Origin of the sequence: Mycobacterium sp. 050128 (assembly GCF_036409155.1) — a bacterium.
GTDB lineage: Bacteria > Actinomycetota > Actinomycetes > Mycobacteriales > Mycobacteriaceae > Mycobacterium.
The window spans coordinates 671,780-693,044 of sequence record NZ_JAZGLW010000001.1; the positions used below are offsets into that span (position 1 = coordinate 671,780).

Consider the following 21,265-nt stretch of genomic DNA (forward strand, 5'->3'; position numbering starts at 1 on the left):
GTCTGAGACGGCCCTTTCGGGCAGTTCAGACACTTACGCTGGTGGCAGGTACTGGATTCGAACCAGTGTAGGCGTAAGCCGACGGATTTACAGTCCGCTCCCATTGGCCGCTCGGGCAACCTGCCGCCTAGCAGGGTACAACGAGCGGGTAGACAATTCACAAACGGCTAGGAGCAACGAGGAAGGGCGTTCGCATGGCGGACTCATCGTTCGACATCGTCAGCAAGTTCGATCGGCAAGAGGTCGACAACGCGCTCAACCAGGCGGCCAAGGAGTTGGCCACCCGCTTCGACTTCCGCGGCACCGACACCACGATCGCCTGGAAGGGCGACGAGGGCGTCGAGCTGACCTCCTCCACCGAGGAGCGCATCAAGGCCGCCATCGACGTGTTCAAGGAGAAGCTGATTCGCCGCGACATCTCGATGAAGGCCTTCGACGCCGGCGAGCCGCAGGCCTCCGGCAAGACCTTCAAGGTCACCGGCACCCTCAAGCAGGGCATCGACAGCGAGAACGCCAAAAAGATCACCAAGCTGATCCGCGACGACGGACCCAAGGGCGTCAAGACCCAGATCCAGGGCGACGAGATTCGGGTCAGCAGCAAGAAGCGCGACGACTTGCAGGCCGTCCAAGCGCTGCTGCGCGGCGCCGACCTGGACGTGGCACTGCAGTTCGTCAACTACCGCTAGCGTTCGAATCGTGCAGTAAACTGGACTGCACGAACCGCACCTAGGAGCTGGTCATGACCCCCACGGTCGCCGAGTTGGACGCCGCCCACCGGCGGCTGCGCGAGAGCGCCCACGCCGTGGGCGTCGCCCTGTCGTCGGTCACCGGGTACACCGAGCCCGCCGTCGCGCGGGCCGTGCAGGCCGAACTGAACCTGTATGCCCGCATCGAGGCCGAGTTCGGGATGCTGACCAGCACCGAAGCGGGCAAGCGGATGGGGTCGCGGTCGAGCGCGCCACGCAACCTGGCCACCACCGCGCGCCGCAACAAGACGCTGCTCGCGGTCCGCCAAGGCAATTACCTCGCCTACCCCGGCTTCCAGTTCGGGCCGGACGGCAAGCCGTTGCCAGTGATCGGACGCCTGCTCGCGGTGGCCGACGACAGTGGCTGGTCGGAGGCGGGCCTGGTGCAGTGGCTCTGCTCCCCCACCACCTATCTGAACGGAGACCGGCCCGTCGACCACCTAGCGACGGATCCGGATCGCGTCGTGGCGGTCGCCGGGGAGGCGCTGAACGTTTCGTGGTGAGACGTCCGCCGGACCCGTTCGACCCGGCCACCGCCACGCTGCCGGAGGGCCACCTGCTCTACCGGGTCCTGTCGGCCACCCGAACCGCCACCGACTTCAACCCCGGTTTCGGTGCGCGGACCCGGTTCGGCTTCTTCGGCAAGCCGGCGGTGCCGATCATGTACGCGGCGGACACCGAAGACGCGGCGATCGCCGAGACGTTGCTGCACGATATTCCGGCCGACGGCGGTCTGCTCCCGTACGACCAATACGCGACCAAAGTGCTCGTCCGGCTCAAAGTCGAGCAAGAGTTGCGCCTCGCCGTACTGCACGGCACCGGGCTGCGCCGGCTCAAGGTCACCGCGGGTGACCTCACGTCCAGCCCGGCCTCGACCTACGCCACCACGGTGCGCTGGGCGCAGGCCGCCCACGACGCCGGGTTGGACGGGCTGGCGTGGATGTCGCGGCAATGCAACGACACCAAGGCATACGTCTTCTTCGGCGACAGGTGCCCGCGGGGGTTCAGCCAGGACCCCTCGCACGCGCGCATCTTCGCCAGCGCGGCCGACCAACTCTGGCTGATCGATCGATGCGCGCCGCTGCACGTCGACGTGCTGATGGAGCCGTCGTGACGCGCACAGCTCCGGCCTGCTAGCTCCACGGACCAGCCGGTGCCTAATGTAGTGACGAGTCCCACACTGCAAGCGAGGTTCACGATGACCGTGACTCCCCAGGAAGCCACCGGCCGCCCACCGGCCAAGGCCGGCTACTTCGACGTCGTCATCATCGGGGCCGGGATCTCCGGCATTGATGCGGCGTACCGGATCGCCGAGCGCAACCCCCACATGACGTACGCGATTTTGGAGCGCCGCGAGCAGATCGGCGGTACGTGGGATCTGTTCCGGTATCCGGGAGTGCGCTCGGACAGCAGCATCTTCACGCTGTCGTTCCCCTTCGAGCCCTGGACCCGGAAGGAAGGCGTCGCCGACGGCGTGCACATCCGCGAATACCTGGCGGCCACCGCACACAAGTACGGTATCGATCGCCACATCCAGTTCAACAGCCATGTTCGTTCCGCGGATTGGGATTCGTCCACCGACACCTGGACGATCACCGTCGACCAAGGCGACTCCACCACGATTTACCGCAGCCGGTTCGTGTTCTTCGCCTCCGGCTACTACAACTACGACGAGGGCTACACCCCGGAGTTCCCCGACATCGAGCGGTTCGGCGGCACCGTCATCCATCCCCAGCGCTGGCCCGAGGACCTCGATTACGACGGCAAGAAGATCGTGGTGATCGGTAGCGGTGCCACCGCGGTCACCCTGCTCCCCTCGCTGTCGGAGCGGGCCGCAAAAGTGACCATGCTGCAGCGCTCGCCGACCTATCTGGTCTCTGCAACGAAATATCGAACGATCGATGCTGTCATTCGTGCTCTGTTGCCCCGCAAGGCATCTCACATCGTGATCCGGATGTACACCGCCCTGACCGAGGCCGTGTTCTTCTTCTTGTCCCGCAAGTTGCCTGGTTTGATCAAGCGGTTGTTGCGGCGTCAGGCGGTGGACAATCTGCCCGACGGGTACCAGGTAGACGTCCACTTCAAACCGCGGTACAACCCGTGGGACCAGCGGATGTGCATGATCCCCGACGCGGACCTGTACCACGCGATCACCGAGGGCCGCGCCGAGGTGGTGACCGATCAGATCGACCACTTCGATGCCACCGGCATCGCGCTGAAGTCCGGTGCGCATCTCGACGCCGACATCATCGTCACCGCCACCGGCCTGCAACTGCAGGCGCTGGGCGGGGCCACCATCAGCCTGGATGGCGAAAAGGTCGATCACCGTGAGCGTTTCGTCTACAAGGCGCACATGCTCGAGGACGTGCCGAACCTGTTCTGGTGTGTTGGCTACACCAACGCGTCGTGGACGCTGCGGGCCGACATCACCGCCCGTGCCACCGCAAAACTGCTGGCGCACATGGCGTCTCATGGCTACACGCACGCCTATCCGCACCTGGGCAACGAGCCGATGACCGAGAAGCCGTCCTGGGATATCAATGCCGGTTACGTGCAGCGTTCCGCGCATCAGTTACCCAAGTCGGGTACTAAGCGGCCGTGGAATGTGCGGCAGAACTACCTCGCCGACGCCCTCGACTACCGGTTCGACCGGATCGAGGAGTCGATGGAATTCGGCCGCGTCACCGACCGGGCGCCCGTAGCGGGTTAGCTCCGCTCGCCCCAAAAGGTCTGGGCGTCAGGATAATTGGCCGGTTTCCGACTCGGGTTGCAAGAGTTCGATGTGCTTGCCACAGTTGGGACAGAACTTCTCGGCAGGGTGGTGCTGCGCTCCACAATTGGCGCAGTAGTGCGGCTCCGCCGCAGCCGAGTGAGGTTCGGCCTCCGGACTATCGACGCGTTCATGCCTGCCGACAATCTCCGGCATGCCCGGCACAGCGGCTTCCGTACGACGCTGCCGGCGGCTCTTGAGCACCATGAATACGACCCAGCCTCCGACGACGAGCATCATCAGGATCCCGCTGACGAGGTACCACAACAGGTTTGAGCTGTGGAACACCGATACGTCACCGTATTGCTGGCGCAGATTCACCGCACTCGTCTTCAGATCGGCCAGCCCGGGATAATCGGGTGACAACGCCGTAGCCTGGTCGAAGTTCTTGATCGCGTCGCTGTAGCGGCCGGAGTAGTAGTTGCTGAGCCCTTTGCGGTAGTACACGTCGGCGGGACCGAGCTCCGGCTTCACCGCCTTGCCGGCCAGCATCACCGAAAGACGATCCACCGGCGTGATGAAGTTGAACGCTTGCGGTTCGCCGACGGGGGCGAAGCTGTTCACGCCGATCACATTGCCGTCCAGAGCGATCGTCGGGCCGCCGCTCATGCCTTCGGAAACGGCGGCGTCGATCTCATACTCCGGCATGGTGTGGATCGTCGACTTCTTGTTCACCTTGCCGCTCTTGTTCGTTGGATCCAACGAGGGACCGGTAACCCGCTGGGTTGCCTCCGGGAAACCCACCGCGAGAACCGGTGTGCCGATGCTGACGTCACCGTCGCCGGCCAGCTCGGATGACGGCATGTTGTGCTGTTCCACTTTCAACAGCGCGACGTCACCCTTGCTGAGAGGCCGGAAATCCACCACGTTGGCGGGCAGCTTCCCGGTGAGCTTGGTCCCCGCGCCGTAGAGCACCGTGAGGCCGACCTCGGGACCCCGGTCGGGGCTCTTCCCCTCGATCCGCGCGTTCTTGCGCAGCCATTCCGCGGTTGCGACCGGGTCCTTCCCGGTGGGCGAGTCCGGAAACTGTTCGATGTAGGCGTCCGCAGCGCCCTTGGCGATGAAATCCTTCGCCGTCTCTGGATCAACACAGTGGCCTGCGGTAGCGATCCAGCCGTCGGGATTAACGACGAAACCGGTGCAGGACCATGTCGCATCGAAGGGCAGGCTCAAGCCGCCGCCGAATGGAGACAACATCTGCCCGTCGGGCAGCCGCACCTGGCCGAAGGTTTCGACGGCGAGATAGACCACGGCGGGCCGGATCAGCGCCGCCGCCCTCTCCTCGGGGTTGACCTGGGGCCGGTCGCCATCGGCGACGGCGACGCCCGGCGATCCGGCCAGCACCACCAAAGCAGCCGCGAACGCCCGGCTGCCGCGAGATACGAACCGTCGTTTCGCCAAGTCCGCTCGTCGGGACATGATTCCTCCTCGATGATGCGATGACCTTGACGATCCGGTGCCGGGGCGCCGTCGGGTAGGGACCGAAGTCCCATGCTCGGAGGTCGTTGGTTTTGACTTCATCCGACGGCCGCAGCTCGGCGCCGACCCACACTCCGAGTGAACTGCTACTAAATGTGAGGTTTCGGCAATACGCTGAGCTTCATGGCAGCCGAGATGCGCGAACCCAAAGTCGTTGTCCTTGGCGGTGGTTCCTGGGGAACCACCGTGGCGTCCATTTGCGCGCGCCGAGGACCGACGCTGCAGTGGGTGCGCTCCGAGGAGACCGCCAATGACATCAACGAACACCACCGCAACACGCGCTACCTCGGTAACGACGTGATCCTCAGCGAGACGCTGCGGGCCACTACCGATTTCGCCGAGGCCGCCAACTGTGCCGACGTTCTGGTGATGGGCGTGCCCTCGCACGGCTTCCGCGGCGTGCTGACCGAACTGAGTAAGGAACTGCGGCCCTGGGTTCCGGTGGTGTCGTTGGTCAAGGGGCTGGAGCAGGGCACCAATATGCGGATGTCGCAGATCATCGAGGAGGTGCTGCCGGGTCATCCGGCGGGCATCCTGGCCGGACCGAACATCGCGCGCGAGGTGGGTGAGGGTTATGCGGCCGCGGCGGTGCTGGCGATGCCCGACCAGCATCTGGCGACCCGACTGTCGGGGCTGTTCCGCACCCGGCGGTTCCGCGTGTACACCAGCGACGACGTCGTCGGCGTCGAGATGGCGGGTGCGCTGAAGAACGTCTATGCGATCGCCGTTGGGATGGGCTACTCGCTGGGCATCGGCGAGAACACCCGCGCGCTGGTGATCGCCCGGGCCCTGCGCGAGATGACGAAGCTGGGCGTGGCACTGGGCGGGGATCCCGACACCTTCCCCGGGCTGGCCGGCCTGGGTGATCTGATCGTCACCTGCACCAGCCAGCGCAGCCGCAACCGCCACGTCGGTGAACAACTCGGCGCGGGCAAGCCCCTCGACGAGATCATTACGTCGATGAACCAGGTCGCCGAGGGCGTGAAGGCCGCCAGCGTGATCATGGAGTTCGCCAACGATTGCGGCCTGAGCATGCCGATCGCCCGCGAAGTCGACGGCGTCATCAACCACGGCTCGACGGTCGAGCAGGCCTACAGCGGCTTGATCGCCGAGGTGCCCGGGCACGAGGTGCACGGCTCCGGTTTCTAATCGAAGCCGAAAAGCCCTATGGCGCTGGGCAATTCGCGGCCGCTTAGCTTTTGCACCACCCACTGGTTCATCGAAACGCGTTGCTCGACGGCCTCGCGGGCAAGGCGTGCGTGCAGTGCCCGCGATGTCCTGACCACGAAGGTGCCGCTGTACGAGCGCTCGCCCAGGGGCGGCGGTGGCTCGAACCCCTGCATTTCGGCAAGCCTTTGATCGACGGTCGCCGTGATCGCAGTCAGCGCGTCGTGCGCGGTTGCGGCGCGTTCATGCAGGAACGGCAGCTCAAGACAGACGCCGATGTACTCGTGGTAATCGGGCGACCATTCCACCCGGTAGGTGTAGTGGTTCACCCACGAACTGGTAGCACAGGCGCTATCGATTTCGACAGTCACGCCCGGGGGGAGCTGTGGACGGGCGCTGAGGACCATGCGGCTGTTTTCAAACGCGATAGCGCATGCGATATCGCAATTGCGAAAGCACGCATGGTCCGAGCAGCTCCGGCCGTGCCAGCGTGCCGGGCACCGCGGACCATGCGGCTGTTTTCAAACGCGACAGCGCATGCGATATCGCAATTACGAAAGCACGCATGGCCCGGACAGCTCCGGCCGTGACAGCGTGCCGACTACCCGCGCGCCATCGCTTCCAGCCGGCGGATGCGATCTTCGATGGGCGGGTGCGTCGAGAACATCGCGCCGATGCGCTCACCGGTGCGGAACGGGTTGGCGATCATCAAATGGGCCTGGCTGGCCAGCTGCGGCTCGGGCGGCAACGGGGCCGCCTGCACACCGCCGGAAATCTTGCGCAAGGCCGACGCCAAGGCCAGCGGGTCGCCGGTCAACACCGCGCCGGACTCGTCGGCCTGGTACTCGCGGGATCGCGAGACGGCCAGCTTGACCACCGTCGCTGCGATCGGGCCCAGCAGCGAAACCAGCAGCAGTGCAAAGGGATTCTCGCCATCGCGGTTGCCACCGAACAGGCCGGCCCACATGGCCATGTTGGCCAGGGCGGTGATCACGCCCGCCAGCGCGCCGGCCACACAGGAGATCAGGATGTCGCGGTTGTAGACGTGCGAGAGCTCGTGGCCCAGCACGGCGCGCAGCTCACGCTCGTTGAGGATGTCCAGAATGCCGGTGGTGCAGCACACCGCGGCGTTGCGCGGATTGCGTCCGGTCGCGAAGGCATTGGGAGCGTTGGTGTCGCTGATGTACAGCCGGGGCATCGGCTGGTGTGCGGCGGTGGCCAGCTCGCGCACGATCCGATAAATCACCGGAGCCTGAAGTTCGGAAACCGGCTGGGCGTGCATCGCGCGCAGCGCCAGCTTGTCGCTGTTGTAGTACGTGTACAGGTTCATGCCGATGGCGAACATCAGCGCGAGGAACATCGCCGTCCTGCCGAACAGCGAGCCCACGAACACGATCATCGCGGACATACCGGCCAACAGCAGGAAGGTCTTTAGCTTGTTGGCATGGGGATGCCAGGTCATCGGTTGTCCTCCTTGAGAAGACATGGGCGAACTCGCTCATCGCGTGACTACCGTCAATTGAACGCCCCGGACGACCTTCCGGGTTCCATGACCCGCTAGCCGTGCCGGCTGATCGTGTAGTCGACCAGCGTCTGCAGCGCGCGCCGGCCGGCGACGTCGGGCAAAAGCCCCAGCTCATGATGGGCTTTCGCGGCGTACTGCGCCAGAAATTCCTTGGCCTGGGCCATGCCCGGCGACGCCCGCAATAGCCGCAGCGCCTCGGCCACCGCGTCGTCGTCCTCGACGGGACCGGACAGCAGCTCGCGCAGTCGGTCGCCGTCCGGCCCGGGTTGTCGCAGCGCGTAGACCATCGGCAGGGTGTGCACGCCCTCGCGGATGTCGGTCCCGGGCAGCTTGCCCGACTCATGCGAGTCGCTGTCGATGTCGATGATGTCGTCGGAGATCTGAAACGCGGTGCCCACGATGCCGCCGAGCCGGCTCAGCCGGGCGACCTGCTCGTCGTCGGCCCCAGAAAACATCGCGCCGAATTGGCCGGCCGCGGCGATCAGGCAGGCCGTCTTCTCGTACACCACCTTCAGGTAGTGCTCGATCGTATCCGCCCCTTCGGCCACCCCGCGGGTCTCCCGCATCTGCCCGGTGACCAGCTGAGCGAACGTTTCGGCGATCAGCCGCACCGCGTCGGGCCCCAGCCGCGATACCAGCCGCGATGCGGTCGCGAACAGGTAGTCGCCGGCCAGGATCGCGACGTTGTTGCTCCAGCGCAGATTGGCGGTCTGAGCGCCGCGGCGCACTTCGGCCTCGTCCATCACGTCGTCGTGGTACAGCGTGGCCAGATGCACCAGCTCGATGACGGCGCCGGCGATCGTTACCTCCGGCGCATCCGGGTTCGGCCCGATCTGCGCCGACAGCACGGTGAACAACGGCCGGAATCGCTTGCCGCCGGCCTTGAACAGATGGGTCAACGAATCGGTCATGATCTCATCGGCGCTGCGCAACTCGACGTCCATGAGCTGCTCGATCTTCGAAACGCCGTCGCGCACCGTCGTGGCGAACGCGGCGTCGCCAAAATCAATGCCTGCCACCACCGTCGCAGGAGTCTTCACCCGACCACCCATATTCGCCGGAGTACTCACGCGACCAACATACTGGTGGGCGTGGAGACCAGGCTTGGTACGGGGGCCGACGTGGTGGTCGTGGGCGCCGGGCCCGCCGGTTCGGCGGCCGCCGCCTGGGCCGCTCGCGCCGGCCGCGACGTCCTCGTCGTCGACTCCGCCAGCTTCCCCCGCGACAAGCCGTGCGGCGACGGGCTGACTCCACGCGCGGTTGCCGAACTGGAAAACCTGGGCCTCGGCGCCTGGCTGGACACCCGCATCCGGCACCGGGGCCTGCGGATGAGCGGGTTCGGCGGCGAGGTCGAAGTGGATTGGCCCGGCCCGTCGTTCCCGTCGACCGGTAGCGCTGTGGCCCGCCTCGAGCTCGACGACCGAATTCGCAAGGTCGCCGAGGAGTCCGGGGCACGCATGCTGCTCGGCGCTAAAGCCGTTGGTGCACATCATGACTCGTCACGAAAGGTGACCTCGCTGATCTTGGCCGACGGCACCGAGGTGGGCTGCCGTCAGCTGATCGTCGCCGACGGGGCCCGCTCCCCACTCGGCCGCAAGCTAGGCCGGCGCTGGCATCAAGAGACGGTGTACGGCGTCGCGGCCCGCGGGTATCTGACCACCCCGCGCAGCGAGGACCCCTGGCTGACATCGCATCTCGAGCTCCGCTCCCCAGACGGCGCCGTGCTGCCGGGGTATGGCTGGATCTTCCCGCTGGGCAACGGCGAGGTGAACATCGGCGTCGGAGCACTGTCGACGTCGAAGCGGCCGGCCGACCTGTCACTGCGCCCGCTGATCTCCTACTACACCGACCTGCGCCGCGACGAGTGGGGCTTTAGCGGTGAACCGCGGGCGATCTCGTCGGCGCTGTTGCCGATGGGTGGTGCCGTTTCCGGAGTGGCCGGACCGAACTGGGTGCTGATCGGCGATGCCGCGGCCTGCGTCAACCCGTTGAACGGCGAAGGCATCGACTACGGCCTGGAGACCGGGCGGCTGGCCGCTGAGTTGCTGGACTCCAGCGATATGTCGAAGGTGTGGCCGGCGCTGTTGTCCGACCACTACGGCCGCGGATTCTCGGTCGCGCGCCGGCTGGCGCTGCTGCTGACCTTCCAGCGGTTCCTGCCCGCCACCGGCCCCATCGCGATGCGCTCGACCACGCTGATGACGATCGCCGTGCGGGTGATGGCCAACCTGGTCACCGACGACGACGCCGACTGGGTAGCCCGGGCCTGGCGCGGCGGCGGCCGGCTCTCGCGACTCATCGATCGTCGAACGCCGTTCAGCTGAACCAACTTTTGTGCCCGCCATCCAACGCTGCGCGCAATATCAACTTCGTTGACATGTATCAGTACGATTGATATATCTGGAGGCATGACTCAGCCAACTGATTTCGAGTTCGAAACGGTCTACCGCGGCGAATCCACCACGTTAGGTGCGGGAGTGCGTCCGCCCTGGAGCATCGGCGTCCCACAACCCGAGCTGGCCGCCCTGATCGAGCAGGGCAAGTTCCACGGCGACGTCCTCGACGTGGGTTGTGGCGAGGCCGCCATCTCGCTGACGCTGGCCGAACGGGGCCACAACACGGTGGGCCTCGACATGTCGCCCACGGCGATCGACCTGGCCCGCCGCGAGGCCGCGCGACGGGGACTGACCAATGCCACCTTCGAGGTCGCCGACATCAGCGCGTTCACCGGATACCCACCCGGATCGGAAGGTCGGTTCGGCACCATCGTCGACAGCACCTTGTTCCACTCCATCCCGGTCGAGGCGCGCGAGGGCTACCAGCAGTCGATCAGCCGCGCCGCGGCGCCGGGCGCCTCCTACTTCGCCCTGGTCTTCGACAAGGCCGCGGTGCCCGAAGGCCCGATCAATGCGGTGACCGCCGACGAACTTCGCGACGCCGTGTCCAAGTATTGGGTCGTCGACGAGATCAGGCCGGCCCGTTTGCACGCCCAGCTGCCGAGCGGCTCGGTCGGGATGCCCGGCATCGTCGACATTCGCGACGAGCCCACCGGTCTGAAGTCGGTCGGCGGCTGGCTGCTGACCGCCCATCTTGGCTGATCGGCCGTGAACCAGTCGTTATCGCGGTGTATAGTCCGGCTAATGAGGGGTACCAAGCTGCTTGCAAGCGTCGCCGCGGCGGCGGCCGCAATTTCGCTGGGCGCATCGCTGGGAGCGCCGGCAATGGCCGACCCAACGACACCGCCGCTGCCGCCTCCGGCTCCGACGCCGCTGCGGACGCCGTCGCCGCCCAGCGACTACGACGCCCCATTCAAGCAAACCGTCAACGGCTTCGGCATCTACCAGCCGCAGGACCAGCTCGCGTGGTTGGGCAAGATCGCCTGCGATCGGCTGGGCAGGGGCGTGGACCACGACGCGTACCAGTCGGCCAACTTCATCCAGCACAACCTGCCGCGGGGTACTAGCCAGGGACAGGCGTTCCAGTTCCTCGGCGCGGCCGTCGATCACTACTGCCCGGACCAGGTGGGCGTCGTCCAGGCCGCGGGCCAACACCCGAACTAGTCGTCAGCGCAGGGGCTTATGCCCCGCATGTAGCGCCACGATTCCGCCGGTCAGGTTGCGCCACCGCACGCCCGACCATCCCGCTTGTGCCATCTGCTCTGCCAGTGCGGCTTGATCGGGCCAGGCCCTGATCGACTCCGCGAGATACACATAGGCGTCGGGGTTGCTGGACACCGCCTGCGCTACCCGTGGCAGCGTCCGCATCAGATATTCCTTGTAGACGGTGGCGAACAGCGCGTTGGTGGGTGTGGAGAATTCGCACACCAGCAGGCGTCCACCGGGCCGGGTGACCCGGGCCATCTCCCGCAGCCCCGCCAGCGGGTCGACGACGTTGCGCAAACCGAAACTGATTGTGACGGCGTCGAATACGCCGTCGGCGAACGGCAGCTTGGTGGCGTCGCCGGCGACCTTCGGCAGCTTGCGCGCACCGCCCGCGGCGAGCATCCCGACCGAGAAGTCGGCCGCCACACACCAGGCTCCGGATTTCGCCAGTTCCACCGTGGACACCGCGGTGCCCGCCGCGAGGTCGAGCACCTTGTGGCCGGGTCCGATCCGCAGCGCCGAGCGGGTCGCCCGTCGCCAATACCGGTCCTGCCCCAGCGACAACACGGTGTTGGTCAGGTCATAGCGTCGGGCGACGCCGTCGAACATCGACGCGACCTCCCGGGGGTTCTTGTCCAAGGCCGCACGACTCACGACGAAGACGCTACCCGGCCCAGTTCGCGCCGCTCGGCAAAGGTGCGCCGATCAGCGCGTGACATCGTTGGAGCGGTGGCAGCCGGTCGCCGAACCAGCGCAGGGCTAGCGGCGCAGCGTCACTCGCCTTGCGCGAGTTTGCGTTGCGCGTTGCGGGCGCGCGCCCTGGCGATGGGGGATTGCACGGCCGTGTAGTGCCCGAGCAACTCGTCACAGATGGCGGGCCAGGTGCGGGCCAGGACGCTCTTGCGCGCGGCTTGCGAATAGCGCGGCCGCTCGGCCAGCAGATGTCCCACCGCTTCGGGTAGCCGCTGCTCGAATTCGTGGACTCCCAAGAGCAGTCCGGTGCGCCACGGGGTGACGAGGTCACGCGGTCCCCCCGCGTCGGGCGCGATCACCGGCAACCCGGACGCCAGCGCCTCCTGCACGACTTGGCAGAACGTCTCGTGCTCACCGGTGTGGACGAAAACGTCCATGCTCGCGTACGCCGCGGCGAGCTCGGCGCCGTACATGGCGCCGGTGAATCGCGCTGTGGGCATTGCCGATTGGAGCTTTTGCTGGTCGACGCCGTCTCCGACGATGACGACCTGCACGTCACCGGCGGCGGCAAGGCCGGCGAGGCGTTCCACATGCTTCTCCGGCGCCAACCGGCCCACGAATCCGACGATCGGCTTGCCTTCGGGCGACCAGTGCTGCCGTAATGCCTCGTCGCGCGCCGACGGCGCGTATCCCATGATGTCGACACCGCGCGCCCAGTGATGGACCCGCGGGATTCGATGGGCGACAAGCGATTCCATCGTCGCCGTGGAAGGAGCCAACGTGCGGTCGGCGAGGCGGTGCAGGTGGCGGAACCACGCCCACGCCGCGCGGGTCGTGATCCCGATGCCGTAGCTCTCGGCGAAACCCGGTACGTCGGTTTGATAGACGGCGACCGTCGGCACGCCGAGGTAGCGCGCTGCTCGCACGCCGCCGTAGCCCAGCAGCGCCGGCGATGCGAGATGCATCACATCGGGCTGGAATCCGCGCAGCACCTTGAGCAGTCGCGGCCGGGGCACACCAAGCGGCAACGTGGTGACCTTCGGGAACATCCGCGACGGCACCCGGTGTACCCGGATGCCGTCGTGAATGCGCTCGGCGGGAGGTTCACCGGGCGGGGTGTCGGGGGCGATCACCAGAGCTTCATGGCCCGTTCGGCGCAAATGCTCTAGTACGCGGATTACTGAATTACTGACACCGTTGACATGTGGCAGAAAGGATTCTGCGACGATCGCAACGCGCACGAGGACATACTGTCAGCACTGCCTGTCTCTGAGGTTGCCGACTGGCATACGGGGCGCGAAATTTGCCGCATAAAGCGTTATGCGTCTTTGCTACCCGCACTTTCGGCCGTGTCGCGCCGGTCCAATCGCTTGTCTATCAGCGCGAGGCCTAACAGCACAACCAGGGCGACGAGCCAACTGACGACCGCGATCGACCCTGCCGGGATTATCGCCAGCCCGGCGTTGCGGTGCTGGACTCGCACCAGGTTCGGGTCGCTCTTGTTGTATTCGACGTATATCCGCATACCCGTGGCTAATTCGGACGGGTATAACACGCCGAGCTCGGGCCGGTAGGTGACTCGCTCAGGTGTGACGAATTCGATTGTCGACCGGCGCGGCCCCGCACTGAGCACCTCCGCCTGCGCCACACCCATGTTGTGCCGGATCGCGAGGTCATTGCGCCAGGCGCCGGCTACCAGCAACACCGACTGCAGCGTCACCAGCCCGGCGATGACCAGCACCGCGATCCGGGCCAGCCGCAACGCAATCCGCGCCGGCGTGCCCGGCGGCTCATCGCTGCGACCGTGGATCAGACTGCGCAGCAATGCTTTTGGTGACTTCACAAGGCAGCCTTGATGGCGGCATGGAGTCCGCGCAGCGACGACCGGTCCGCCTTGACCTCCAGCACCCGCATCCCGGCGCCGGATTCATTGAGCGCCGCGTCCAGTCCGTCGAGCTCGACCTGACGGCATTCGACGTGGTAGGCGCGGCATAGCGCTCCGACGTCCACATCGTGCGGGGTGCCGAAGATCCGCGAGGACACGTCCGAGAACCTCGAGTCGCCCTGCTCCAGCAATTCGAAGATGCCGCCGCCGTTGTCGTTGGACACCACGATGGTCAGATGGCGCGGCGTCGGCTCGGTCGGACCGATCAGCAGCCCGGAGCTGTCGTGGACGAACGTCAGGTCGCCGATCAAGGCGACGGTACGGGCCGGGTTCTCGGTCGTGCCGTTGCGTTCGTGCGCGAGTGCCGCACCGATCGCGGTGGACACGGTGCCGTCGATGCCGGCGACGCCGCGATTGGACCGGACCCGGATGCCGGTCGTGTCGAACCCCACCAGCGCGGCGTCACGGACCGGGTTGGACGCCCCGAGCACGAGCTGATCGCCCGGTCGCAGCGCATCCGCCACGGCGGCGGCGACGTGCAGTCCGGTGGTCAATGGATGCGCCGCGAGCTGGCCGCGCACCGCCGCGACGGCGTGCCGGTTCATCTCCGAGCAGCGGTCCAGCCACGCCGGGTTGGGTGTCCCCGTGGTCACCGCCCGGGTTCCGGTGGCCTGCGAGTTACCCGAGACGTCCGGCCAGCGCGGTCCGGTGGTCAGCGCGTACACCGGCACCTTCGGGTCGGCCAGCAGCGACGAGACCGGGCGATGCAGTGTCGGTCGGCCGAGCATGATCACCTGCTTCGGGCGCAGCAGCGCCAGGGCCAGCGGGTGCAACGGATTGGCCGCCGCCGGCGCGGTCGGTTCGGCCACGGTCGGCAGCTGCGCGAGGGCGGGCTGCACGCCGGCGCCATGGCCGGCGATGACGACGGTGTCCGGCGACAGATCGATTTCCAGCGGCTGGTCGAAGGTGACCGGCGGCGTGTAGGTCCACGGCCTGCCGTCGGGCCGGCCCGGCGGCGTCACCGCGCCGTGCGGCTCCGGATCCGGCACCAGCGGCTCGCGCAGCGGGATGTCGAACTGCACGGGCCCGGCATTGGCGGTGCGAGAACCGGTGGCCGCCGCCAATACCCGGCAGGTGGCCGACCGCCAGGTCGCATTGAGCGAATCCAGTCGCTCCGGCGCGTCCTCGGCCAGGCCCAGGCTGATCGCGGCGCGAACCTGGGTGCCGAAGTAGCCCAGCTGCTCCATCGTCTGGTTGGCCCCGGTGCCCAGCAATTCGTAGGGCCGGTTGGCCGACAGCACGATCAGCGGCACCCGCGCGTAGTTCGCCTCGACGACGGCCGGACCGAGATTGGCGACCGCGGTGCCCGAGGTCATCGCCACGCAGACCGGCGCGCCCGCCGCGATCGCCAACCCGATGGCCAGATAGCCGGCGGTGCGTTCGTCGATGCGCACATGCAGCCGGAGGCGACCGGAGCGATCGGCGTCGTGCAGCGCGAACGCCAGCGGGGCGTTGCGCGAGCCGGGGCATAACACCACGTCGCGGACGCCGCCGCGGATCAGCTCGTCAACGACGACGCGAGCCTGTGTCGTCGAAGGATTCACTCCTACAGGGTGTCACAGCGCGCTGACGATGCCCGACGCGCAGCGACGGGAGGAGGAAGCGGGCAATCAAACCAACGCGCTGACGATGCCCGACGCACAGCGACGGGAGGAGGAAGCGGGCAATCAGACCTCGGTGAAGAACTTCAGCGCCACGCTGTTCACCGCCTCGGGCCGCTCCAAGAACCCGAGATGGCCCGCGTCGGGGATCTGCACGTAGCGGCCGTTGGGCAAGGCGTCAGCGACTTCGCGCCCCAAGTGCGGCGGAGTGATGACATCGTCGGCGAATCCCATCACCAGCACCGGGGTGTTGATGCCGCGGTACGCCGCGAGCCGGCTGGTCTGCGGGGACACGCTCAGCTGAGTGCGCAACCCGGGGGTGCGCTTGACCGGCCAGGCCCGGAACATGGTGATCCAGTCGGCGACCAGCACGTCGTCATTGATCGTTTTACGCGAAAAGTTCTCCAGCACACGGACTTTCGCCTCGTAAGCGGGCGGTAGTACGGTGCTGGACGCGTAGAGCTCCTGCTCGCCCTCATGGAAGCCCTGACGGGCGCGGTCCAGGCGGCCGCGGGTGGCCATCAGCACCGCGGCGGTCACCAGCTCGGGGCGCGCCACCATCAGCTCTTGGGCGATGAACGCGCCCATCGACACCCCGACGATGCGCGCCGGGGCCGCACCCAGGGACTCGATCAGGGTCGCGGTGTCGTTGACCATGGTCTCCGTCGTGAACCCCTCGGCGTTTTCGGTGGCGCCGATCCCGCGATTGTCGAAGGTGATCACGCGATAACCCGCGGACGTGAAGGCCGGGACCTGATGCGGTAACCAGGTGCGTCCGGGGCCGCCGCTGCCCGAGATGAAGACCACGGGCTCACCGCTGCCTCGGTCGTCATACGCCAGGTTGATCACTCGATCGACGGTACAAGGAGCCGATGGCAGGCCTTGACCCGGTCGATCCACCACTGCCGACGCTCGGGCGATGCCCGCAGCGCGCTCAGCCGCTCCGGGTCGGGTGCAACAGGCCCGACGGCCAGGTGGCCGTCGACGACCGCGGCGGGAGCGGCGACGTCTTCCAGGAACAGCCCGCCGGTGCCCAGCCCGCAAGCGTGCGACAGTCGCGGTAATGCCGCCGCGGCGCGCAGGCCGGCGGCGATGCCGACCGCCGAGTCCAGCGCGCTGGACACCACGACCGGGATGTCGATCTGGGCGGCAATGTCCAGCAGGGCCGAAATCCCGCCCAGCGGAGCGACTTTGAGGACCGCGATGTCCGCGGCGCCGGCGCGGACCACCGCCAGCGGGTCGTCGGCCTTGCGGATGCTCTCGTCGGCGGCGATCGGCACGTCGATCCGCCGCCGCAGCTCGGCAAGTTCGTCGACGGTGGCGCAGGGTTGTTCGAGGTATTCCAGCGGGCCGTGGACGGTCAGCACGGCCGCGGCCAGCATCGCCTCGTCGACCGTCCAGCCGCCGTTGGCGTCCACCCGCACCATCGGGACCAGTTCGCGCACCGCGTTGACCCGGGCGACGTCGTCAACCAGCGTCTGACCCGGCTCGGCGACCTTCACCTTGGCCGTTTCGGCGCCGGGAAAGCGGGCCAGCACATCCGGCACTTCAGCCGCGGCCACGGCCGGCACGGTGGCGTTGATCGGGATGCGGTCGCGGTGCACCGGCGGCGGCGCCCGGTAGGCGCCCTCGATGCCCGAGGCCAGCCACGCCGTCGCCTCGGCCGGCCCGTATTCCAGGAAGGCGCCGAACTCGCCCCACCCCGCCGGTCCCTCGATCAGCGCGACCTCGCGGGTGGTGATGCCGCGAAACCGCACTCGCATCGGCAGCGCCACCACATGCAGGCGATCCAGCAGATCGCCCAAAGCCGGCCTCACCGGCTGTAGACCTGGCGGCCCGCCAGATACGTCGCCCGCACCTCGAGATCGGCGATCTGCTCGGGCGGCACCGTGCGTGGATCGGCCGACAGCACCACCAGGTCCGCGTACTTGCCGACCTCGAGCGAGCCGATGTCGTCGTCGGCGAACAGCTGCCAGGCCGCGTCGATGGTCTGGGCGCGGATCGCCTGGTCGACGGTCAGCCGCTCCTCGGGGCCCAGCACCCGGCCGCTGGGCGCCGTCCTCGTCACGGCCACGCTGATGTTGCGCAGCGGCTCCTCCGGCGTGACGGGCGGGTCGTTGTGCAACGAGATCCGCATGCCGGTGGCCACGGCGGATCCTGCCGGCATCCAACGGGATCCGCGCTCCTCGCCGAACAACCCGTCGACGATCACGTCGCCCCAGTAGTGGATCTGGTCGACGAAGATGCTGCAGGTCACGCCGAGGTCGGCGGCGCGCTGCAGCTGCTCGGGCCGGATGGCCCCGACGTGCTCGAGGCGCAGCCGGTGGTCGTCGCGCGGATGGGCGCGCAGCGCCTCTTCGTAGACGTCGAGGATGGTGTCCACGCCGGCGTCGCCCTGCACATGGCAGGCCATCTGCCAGCCCAGCGGAAAGTACGCGCCGACGATCTCACGCAGCTGCTCGGCGGTGTAGTTGGCGCAGCCACACGAACCGGGCGGGATACCGATGGAGCGGGTGGCCTCGGTGTCCAGGTAGGGAAAGGACAGCGCGATATTGCCGATCCACGGCGAACCGTCCACCCAGATCTTGATGCCCACCTGGCGCAGCATGTCGTCGCCCTGGCCGGGGACCGCGGCGGTGGCCATCTGCGCGTTGGAGACCTCGTAGGTACGCAGCCGCACCGTCAGCCGGTCGTGCAACTGCGCCACCATCGGCCCGAAGTTCGGATCGAACGCCATCTCCGAACAGGTGGTCAGCCCGGCCCGGTTGAGCCGGGCGCACTCGGCCAGCAGCATCGCCGGGTAGCTGTCGCCCGAGATGGCGCCGCCGAGCAGCGGGAACACCGCGCCGATCTCCTCGGCCGTGCCGTCCAGCTCGCCGTCGGCGTCGCGCCCGTACTTGGCGCCCTTGGGGTCCGGGGTGTCGCGGCTCAGGCCGTTGAGTTGGGCGGCGTGCGAGTTGAAGTAGGCCTTGTGCCCGGAGTTGTGAATGATCACCAGTGGGCCGTCGGGCGCGATGTCGTCCAGCCACGCCAGCGTCGGGTCCGGCAGGCCGGTCTGCAGCAGCGCGTCCCAGCCGTTCAGGTAGGCGCCCGTTGATCCGCGCTGCGCGACCTCGCGACGAATCGCCGCGATGACGTCGTCGGGGCCGGGGATGGTGACCGGTCGGATGTCGACGATCCGGTCCGACAGCGCGACGGCCTCCATGAGCGGATGACCGTGTGCCTCAATGAATCCCGGTAGCACGCAGCCGTCGCCGACGTCGACGGTCTGGGTGTCGGCGCCGATGAACTCGGCGACCTCGGAGCGGCTGCCGACGGCGACGATGCGGCCATCGGCGATGGCGAGCGCCTCGGCGGTGGGCCTGGCGTCATCGACGGTAAGGATGGTTCCGGTAACGACGAGATCTGCCTGCGCCATGGGCAGAAAGCCTAGTGCTGCCGACGCCTGCCGAGGGGGCGGCAGACAAGAATTGTAACACGTTCTAGTCTTGCCCCATGAGTGACGATTTGTTGCGCCATCCGACCCATAACGGCCATCTGCTGGTGGGCGCGCTCAAGCGCCACAAGAACCGGCCGGTGCTGTTCCTCGGCGACACCACGCTGACCGGTGGCGAACTGGCCGAGCGGATCAGCCAGTACACCCAGGCGTTCGAGGCGCTTGGCGCCGGCACCGGTGTCACGGTGGGGCTGCTGGCACTGAACCGCCCCGAGGTGCTGATGATCCTCGGCGCCAGCCAGACCCAGGGCTACCGGCGTACCGCGCTCCATCCGCTCGGCTCGCTGGACGACCACGCCTACGTGCTGTCGGACTGCGGTGCCAGCTCGCTGATCGTGGACCCCAACCCGGCGTTCGTGGAGCGCGCACTGGGCCTGCTGGAAAAGGTCGACTCGCTCAAACAGATCCTGACGATCGGCCCGGTTCCCGAGGCGCTGGCCGGGGTGGCCGTGGACCTGTCGGCCGAGGCGGCCAAGTACCAGCCCAAGCCGCTGGTGGTCGCCGAGCTGCCGCCCGACCACATTGGCGGCATGGCCTACACCGGCGGCACCACCGGCAAGCCCAAGGGCGTGCTGGGCACCACCGGAAACATCGCCACCATGACCCAGATCCAGCTCTCCGAATGGGAGTGGCCGGAGAACCCGCGGTTCTTGATGTGCACGCCGCTGTCGCACGCCGGGGCGGCGTTCTTCACGCCGACCGTGGTCAAGGGCGGCGAGATGGTGGTGCTGAGCAAGTTCGACCCGGCCGAGGTGCTCAAAACCATTGAAGAACAAAAGATTACGGCCACCATGCTGGTGCCCTCGATGCTCTACGCACTGATGGACCACCCGGATTCGCAGACCCGGGACCTGTCCTCGCTGGAAACCGTCTACTACGGCGCCTCGGCGATGAACCCGGTGAGGCTGGCCGAGGCGATCCGGCGGTTCGGCCCGATATTCGCGCAGTACTACGGCCAGTCCGAGGCGCCGATGGTGATCACCTATCTGGCCAAGTCCGAGCACGACGAGAAGCGGCTGACGTCGTGCGGACGCCCGACGCTGTTCGCCCGGGTTGCGCTGTTGGGCGAGGACGGCAAGCCGGTGCCGCAGGGCGAGCCGGGCGAGATCTGCGTCAGCGGACCGCTGCTGGCGGGTGGCTACTGGCATTTACCCGAAGAGACGGCGAAGACTTTTAAAGACGGCTGGCTGCACACCGGCGACATGGCCCGCGAGGACGAGGACGGCTTCTACTTCATCGTCGACAGGGTCAAGGACATGATCGTCACCGGCGGTTTCAACGTCTTCCCACGCGAGGTCGAGGACGTGATCGCCGAGCATCCGTCCATCGCGCAGGTGTGTGTGGTCGGGGCGCCGGATGACAAGTGGGGCGAGGCCGTCACCGCGGTGGTGGTGCTGCGCGCCGATGCACCGACCCACGAGGCCGCGATCGAGGCGATGACGGCCGAGATCCAGGCCGCGGTCAAGGAGCGCAAGGGCTCGGTGCAGTCGCCCAAGCGGATCGAAATCGTCGACGCGCTGCCGTTGACCGGGCTGGGCAAGCCGGACAAGAAGGCCGTGCGCGCGCGGTTCTGGGAAGGCGCCGCCCGCTCGGTGGGCTAAGTCGGCCGGCTCGAGCGCCCGGCCGGCCGGGCGTTCGTGTCCCAGCGCCCGGCTGGCCGGGCGCTGGCGGTCGACAGAGCGGGCCTACGTGGCGATGCCGGCGACCAGCAGGTCGAGCATGCGGCCGGTCTGCTCCGGTGAGCCGGTGGCCAGAAAGATTCCGATGAGGCTGGACACCACGTCATCGGCCCGGACGTCGGCGCGCAGGCTGCCGTCGTCGGCTCCGGCCCGCAACAACCTCTCGACGGCACCGACGACGCTGTCGTAGGTCTGGCTGCGCTGCACGACACCGGAGTCGAACATCGCGTGCAGCGACTCCGCCATGCCACGCTTGGCGGCCACGAAGCCGGCGTAGCGGTCCATCCAGCGCCGCAGCGCGGTCTTGGGCGGATGCCTGTCCAGCAGCTGCTCGGCCGCCGCGGCCACCTCGGCGAGCTCGGCGCGGAAAATCGCCTCGACGAGCGCCTCCCGGCTGGGGAAATGCCGGTACAGCGTGCCGATTCCGACGCCGGCGGCGCGCGCGATCGACTCCAGCGATACCGCGCGCCCATCGGCGGTGGCAAACGCCGCGGTCGCCACCTCGAGGAGCTTTTCGCGATTTCGGCGCGCGTCGGACCGGGTACTGCCAGCCAAGCGGAGG

General features: G+C 67.5%; 21 protein-coding genes and 1 tRNA gene. 9 read left to right on the forward strand and 13 right to left on the reverse strand.

Translation table 11 applies throughout. The features are described from left to right. Positions 1-39: 39 nt before the first annotated feature. Positions 40-125, reverse strand: a tRNA-Tyr gene (locus SKC41_RS03235). Between the two features lie 69 nt (positions 126-194). On the opposite strand from SKC41_RS03235, the gene SKC41_RS03240 reads away from it, so the two are divergent. The 4 genes from SKC41_RS03240 (at position 195) to SKC41_RS03255 (ending at position 3,456) form a co-directional block, all read left to right on the forward strand. Beyond that, positions 195-686, forward strand: a complete 492-nt coding sequence (locus SKC41_RS03240; protein WP_330976289.1) for a YajQ family cyclic di-GMP-binding protein — start codon at positions 195-197, stop codon at positions 684-686. Positions 687-739: 53 nt separating this feature from the next. Beyond that, positions 740-1,249 (forward strand): hypothetical protein, encoded by a 510-nt coding sequence (locus tag SKC41_RS03245; RefSeq protein WP_330976290.1) that lies wholly within the window; start codon positions 740-742, stop codon positions 1,247-1,249. After that, positions 1,246-1,860: an RES family NAD+ phosphorylase gene (locus tag SKC41_RS03250; RefSeq protein ID WP_330976291.1), complete on the forward strand. Its 615-nt coding sequence runs from the start codon at positions 1,246-1,248 to the stop codon at positions 1,858-1,860. The genes SKC41_RS03245 and SKC41_RS03250 overlap by 4 nt, the downstream gene beginning before the upstream one ends. 84 nt (positions 1,861-1,944) lie before the next feature. Beyond that, a complete protein-coding gene (locus SKC41_RS03255; protein ID WP_330976292.1) occupies positions 1,945-3,456 on the forward strand; it encodes a flavin-containing monooxygenase in 1,512 nt (503 codons plus the stop codon). Between the two features lie 27 nt (positions 3,457-3,483). Here the strand turns inward: SKC41_RS03255 and SKC41_RS03260 are convergent, their stop codons facing one another. Then, positions 3,484-4,935, reverse strand: coding sequence for a trypsin-like peptidase domain-containing protein (locus SKC41_RS03260; RefSeq protein WP_330976293.1), 1,452 nt, complete (start codon positions 4,933-4,935; stop codon positions 3,484-3,486). A gap of 183 nt (positions 4,936-5,118) precedes the next feature. Here SKC41_RS03260 and SKC41_RS03265 point away from each other — a divergent pair, with 183 nt between their 5' ends. Further along, positions 5,119-6,144, forward strand: coding sequence for an NAD(P)H-dependent glycerol-3-phosphate dehydrogenase (locus tag SKC41_RS03265; protein ID WP_330976294.1), 1,026 nt, complete (start codon positions 5,119-5,121; stop codon positions 6,142-6,144). On the opposite strand, the gene SKC41_RS03270 is transcribed toward SKC41_RS03265, so the two are convergent. The 3 genes from SKC41_RS03270 to grcC1 all read right to left on the reverse strand — a co-directional run bounded on the left by SKC41_RS03270 (position 6,141) and on the right by grcC1 (position 8,727). Next, on the reverse strand, positions 6,141-6,491 hold the full coding sequence (locus SKC41_RS03270; RefSeq protein WP_330976295.1) for a type II toxin-antitoxin system HicB family antitoxin: 351 nt from the start codon (positions 6,489-6,491) through the stop codon (positions 6,141-6,143). The two genes, SKC41_RS03265 and SKC41_RS03270, sit on opposite strands and share 4 nt — an antisense overlap. A 272-nt stretch (positions 6,492-6,763) precedes the next feature. Next, positions 6,764-7,624, reverse strand: coding sequence for a zinc metalloprotease HtpX (htpX, locus tag SKC41_RS03275; protein WP_330976296.1), 861 nt, complete (start codon positions 7,622-7,624; stop codon positions 6,764-6,766). Positions 7,625-7,719: 95 nt separating this feature from the next. Then, positions 7,720-8,727 (reverse strand): nonaprenyl/(2E,6E)-farnesyl/geranylgeranyl diphosphat synthase, encoded by a 1,008-nt coding sequence (gene grcC1 / locus SKC41_RS03280; RefSeq protein ID WP_330978735.1) that lies wholly within the window; start codon positions 8,725-8,727, stop codon positions 7,720-7,722. Positions 8,728-8,778: 51 nt separating this feature from the next. Between grcC1 and menJ the strand changes: the two genes are divergently transcribed. The 3 genes from menJ (at position 8,779) to SKC41_RS03295 (ending at position 11,247) form a co-directional block, all read left to right on the forward strand. Further along, entirely contained in the window at positions 8,779-10,011 is a 1,233-nt protein-coding gene (gene menJ / locus SKC41_RS03285) for a menaquinone reductase (protein WP_330976297.1), read from the forward strand. Positions 10,012-10,095: 84 nt separating this feature from the next. Beyond that, entirely contained in the window at positions 10,096-10,785 is a 690-nt protein-coding gene (locus SKC41_RS03290) for a class I SAM-dependent methyltransferase (RefSeq protein WP_330976298.1), read from the forward strand. Between the two features lie 42 nt (positions 10,786-10,827). Further along, positions 10,828-11,247, forward strand: coding sequence for a DUF732 domain-containing protein (locus tag SKC41_RS03295; RefSeq protein WP_330976299.1), 420 nt, complete (start codon positions 10,828-10,830; stop codon positions 11,245-11,247). 3 nt (positions 11,248-11,250) lie between these two features. Here SKC41_RS03295 and SKC41_RS03300 read toward each other — a convergent pair whose 3' ends face one another. The 7 genes from SKC41_RS03300 to SKC41_RS03330 all read right to left on the reverse strand — a co-directional run bounded on the left by SKC41_RS03300 (position 11,251) and on the right by SKC41_RS03330 (position 18,946). Further along, entirely contained in the window at positions 11,251-11,943 is a 693-nt protein-coding gene (locus SKC41_RS03300; RefSeq protein WP_330976300.1) for a demethylmenaquinone methyltransferase, read from the reverse strand. Positions 11,944-12,062: 119 nt separating this feature from the next. Continuing rightward, complete coding sequence (locus SKC41_RS03305; RefSeq protein WP_330976301.1) at positions 12,063-13,223, reverse strand: glycosyltransferase family 4 protein; 1,161 nt, start codon at positions 13,221-13,223, stop codon at positions 12,063-12,065. 77 nt (positions 13,224-13,300) lie between these two features. Continuing rightward, the gene (locus SKC41_RS03310) at positions 13,301-13,825 is read right to left on the reverse strand and encodes a DUF3592 domain-containing protein (protein WP_330976302.1); all 525 of its coding nucleotides are present in this window, start codon (positions 13,823-13,825) and stop codon (positions 13,301-13,303) included. Further along, positions 13,822-15,471, reverse strand: a complete 1,650-nt coding sequence (menD, locus tag SKC41_RS03315; RefSeq protein ID WP_330976303.1) for a 2-succinyl-5-enolpyruvyl-6-hydroxy-3-cyclohexene-1-carboxylic-acid synthase — start codon at positions 15,469-15,471, stop codon at positions 13,822-13,824. The genes SKC41_RS03310 and menD overlap by 4 nt, the downstream gene beginning before the upstream one ends. A gap of 123 nt (positions 15,472-15,594) precedes the next feature. Then, positions 15,595-16,377 (reverse strand): alpha/beta fold hydrolase, encoded by a 783-nt coding sequence (locus SKC41_RS03320; protein ID WP_330976304.1) that lies wholly within the window; start codon positions 16,375-16,377, stop codon positions 15,595-15,597. Further along, the gene (locus tag SKC41_RS03325; RefSeq protein ID WP_442931657.1) at positions 16,374-17,291 is read right to left on the reverse strand and encodes an o-succinylbenzoate synthase; all 918 of its coding nucleotides are present in this window, start codon (positions 17,289-17,291) and stop codon (positions 16,374-16,376) included. Before SKC41_RS03325 ends, SKC41_RS03320 begins: the two co-directional genes overlap by 4 nt. Positions 17,292-17,341: 50 nt before the next feature. Next, positions 17,342-18,946: an amidohydrolase gene (locus SKC41_RS03330; protein ID WP_330976306.1), complete on the reverse strand. Its 1,605-nt coding sequence runs from the start codon at positions 18,944-18,946 to the stop codon at positions 17,342-17,344. 77 nt (positions 18,947-19,023) lie between these two features. Here SKC41_RS03330 and fadD8 point away from each other — a divergent pair, with 77 nt between their 5' ends. Then, complete coding sequence (gene fadD8, locus SKC41_RS03335) at positions 19,024-20,625, forward strand: fatty-acid--CoA ligase FadD8 (protein ID WP_330976307.1); 1,602 nt, start codon at positions 19,024-19,026, stop codon at positions 20,623-20,625. Positions 20,626-20,709: 84 nt separating this feature from the next. Here the strand turns inward: fadD8 and SKC41_RS03340 are convergent, their stop codons facing one another. Further along, positions 20,710-21,258, reverse strand: coding sequence for a TetR/AcrR family transcriptional regulator (locus tag SKC41_RS03340; protein WP_330976308.1), 549 nt, complete (start codon positions 21,256-21,258; stop codon positions 20,710-20,712). Positions 21,259-21,265: the final 7 nt, after the last annotated feature.

What these genes read in the sequence shown, in the direction of transcription:
- SKC41_RS03295 (WP_330976299.1), top strand. Translation starts at nt 10,828, where the DNA reads ATGAGGGGTACCAAGCTGCTTGCAAGCGTCGCCGCGGCGGCGGCCGCA.
- SKC41_RS03245 (WP_330976290.1), top strand. Translation starts at nt 740, where the DNA reads ATGACCCCCACGGTCGCCGAGTTGGACGCCGCCCACCGGCGGCTGCGC.
- SKC41_RS03325 (WP_442931657.1), bottom strand. Translation starts at nt 17,291, where the DNA reads ATGCGAGTGCGGTTTCGCGGCATCACCACCCGCGAGGTCGCGCTGATC.
- htpX (WP_330976296.1), bottom strand. Translation starts at nt 7,624, where the DNA reads ATGACCTGGCATCCCCATGCCAACAAGCTAAAGACCTTCCTGCTGTTG.
- SKC41_RS03330 (WP_330976306.1), bottom strand. Translation starts at nt 18,946, where the DNA reads ATGGCGCAGGCAGATCTCGTCGTTACCGGAACCATCCTTACCGTCGAT.
- SKC41_RS03255 (WP_330976292.1), top strand. Translation starts at nt 1,945, where the DNA reads ATGACCGTGACTCCCCAGGAAGCCACCGGCCGCCCACCGGCCAAGGCC.
- fadD8 (WP_330976307.1), top strand. Translation starts at nt 19,024, where the DNA reads ATGAGTGACGATTTGTTGCGCCATCCGACCCATAACGGCCATCTGCTG.
- SKC41_RS03260 (WP_330976293.1), bottom strand. Translation starts at nt 4,935, where the DNA reads ATGTCCCGACGAGCGGACTTGGCGAAACGACGGTTCGTATCTCGCGGC.
- SKC41_RS03290 (WP_330976298.1), top strand. Translation starts at nt 10,096, where the DNA reads ATGACTCAGCCAACTGATTTCGAGTTCGAAACGGTCTACCGCGGCGAA.
- SKC41_RS03265 (WP_330976294.1), top strand. Translation starts at nt 5,119, where the DNA reads ATGGCAGCCGAGATGCGCGAACCCAAAGTCGTTGTCCTTGGCGGTGGT.
- SKC41_RS03240 (WP_330976289.1), top strand. Translation starts at nt 195, where the DNA reads ATGGCGGACTCATCGTTCGACATCGTCAGCAAGTTCGATCGGCAAGAG.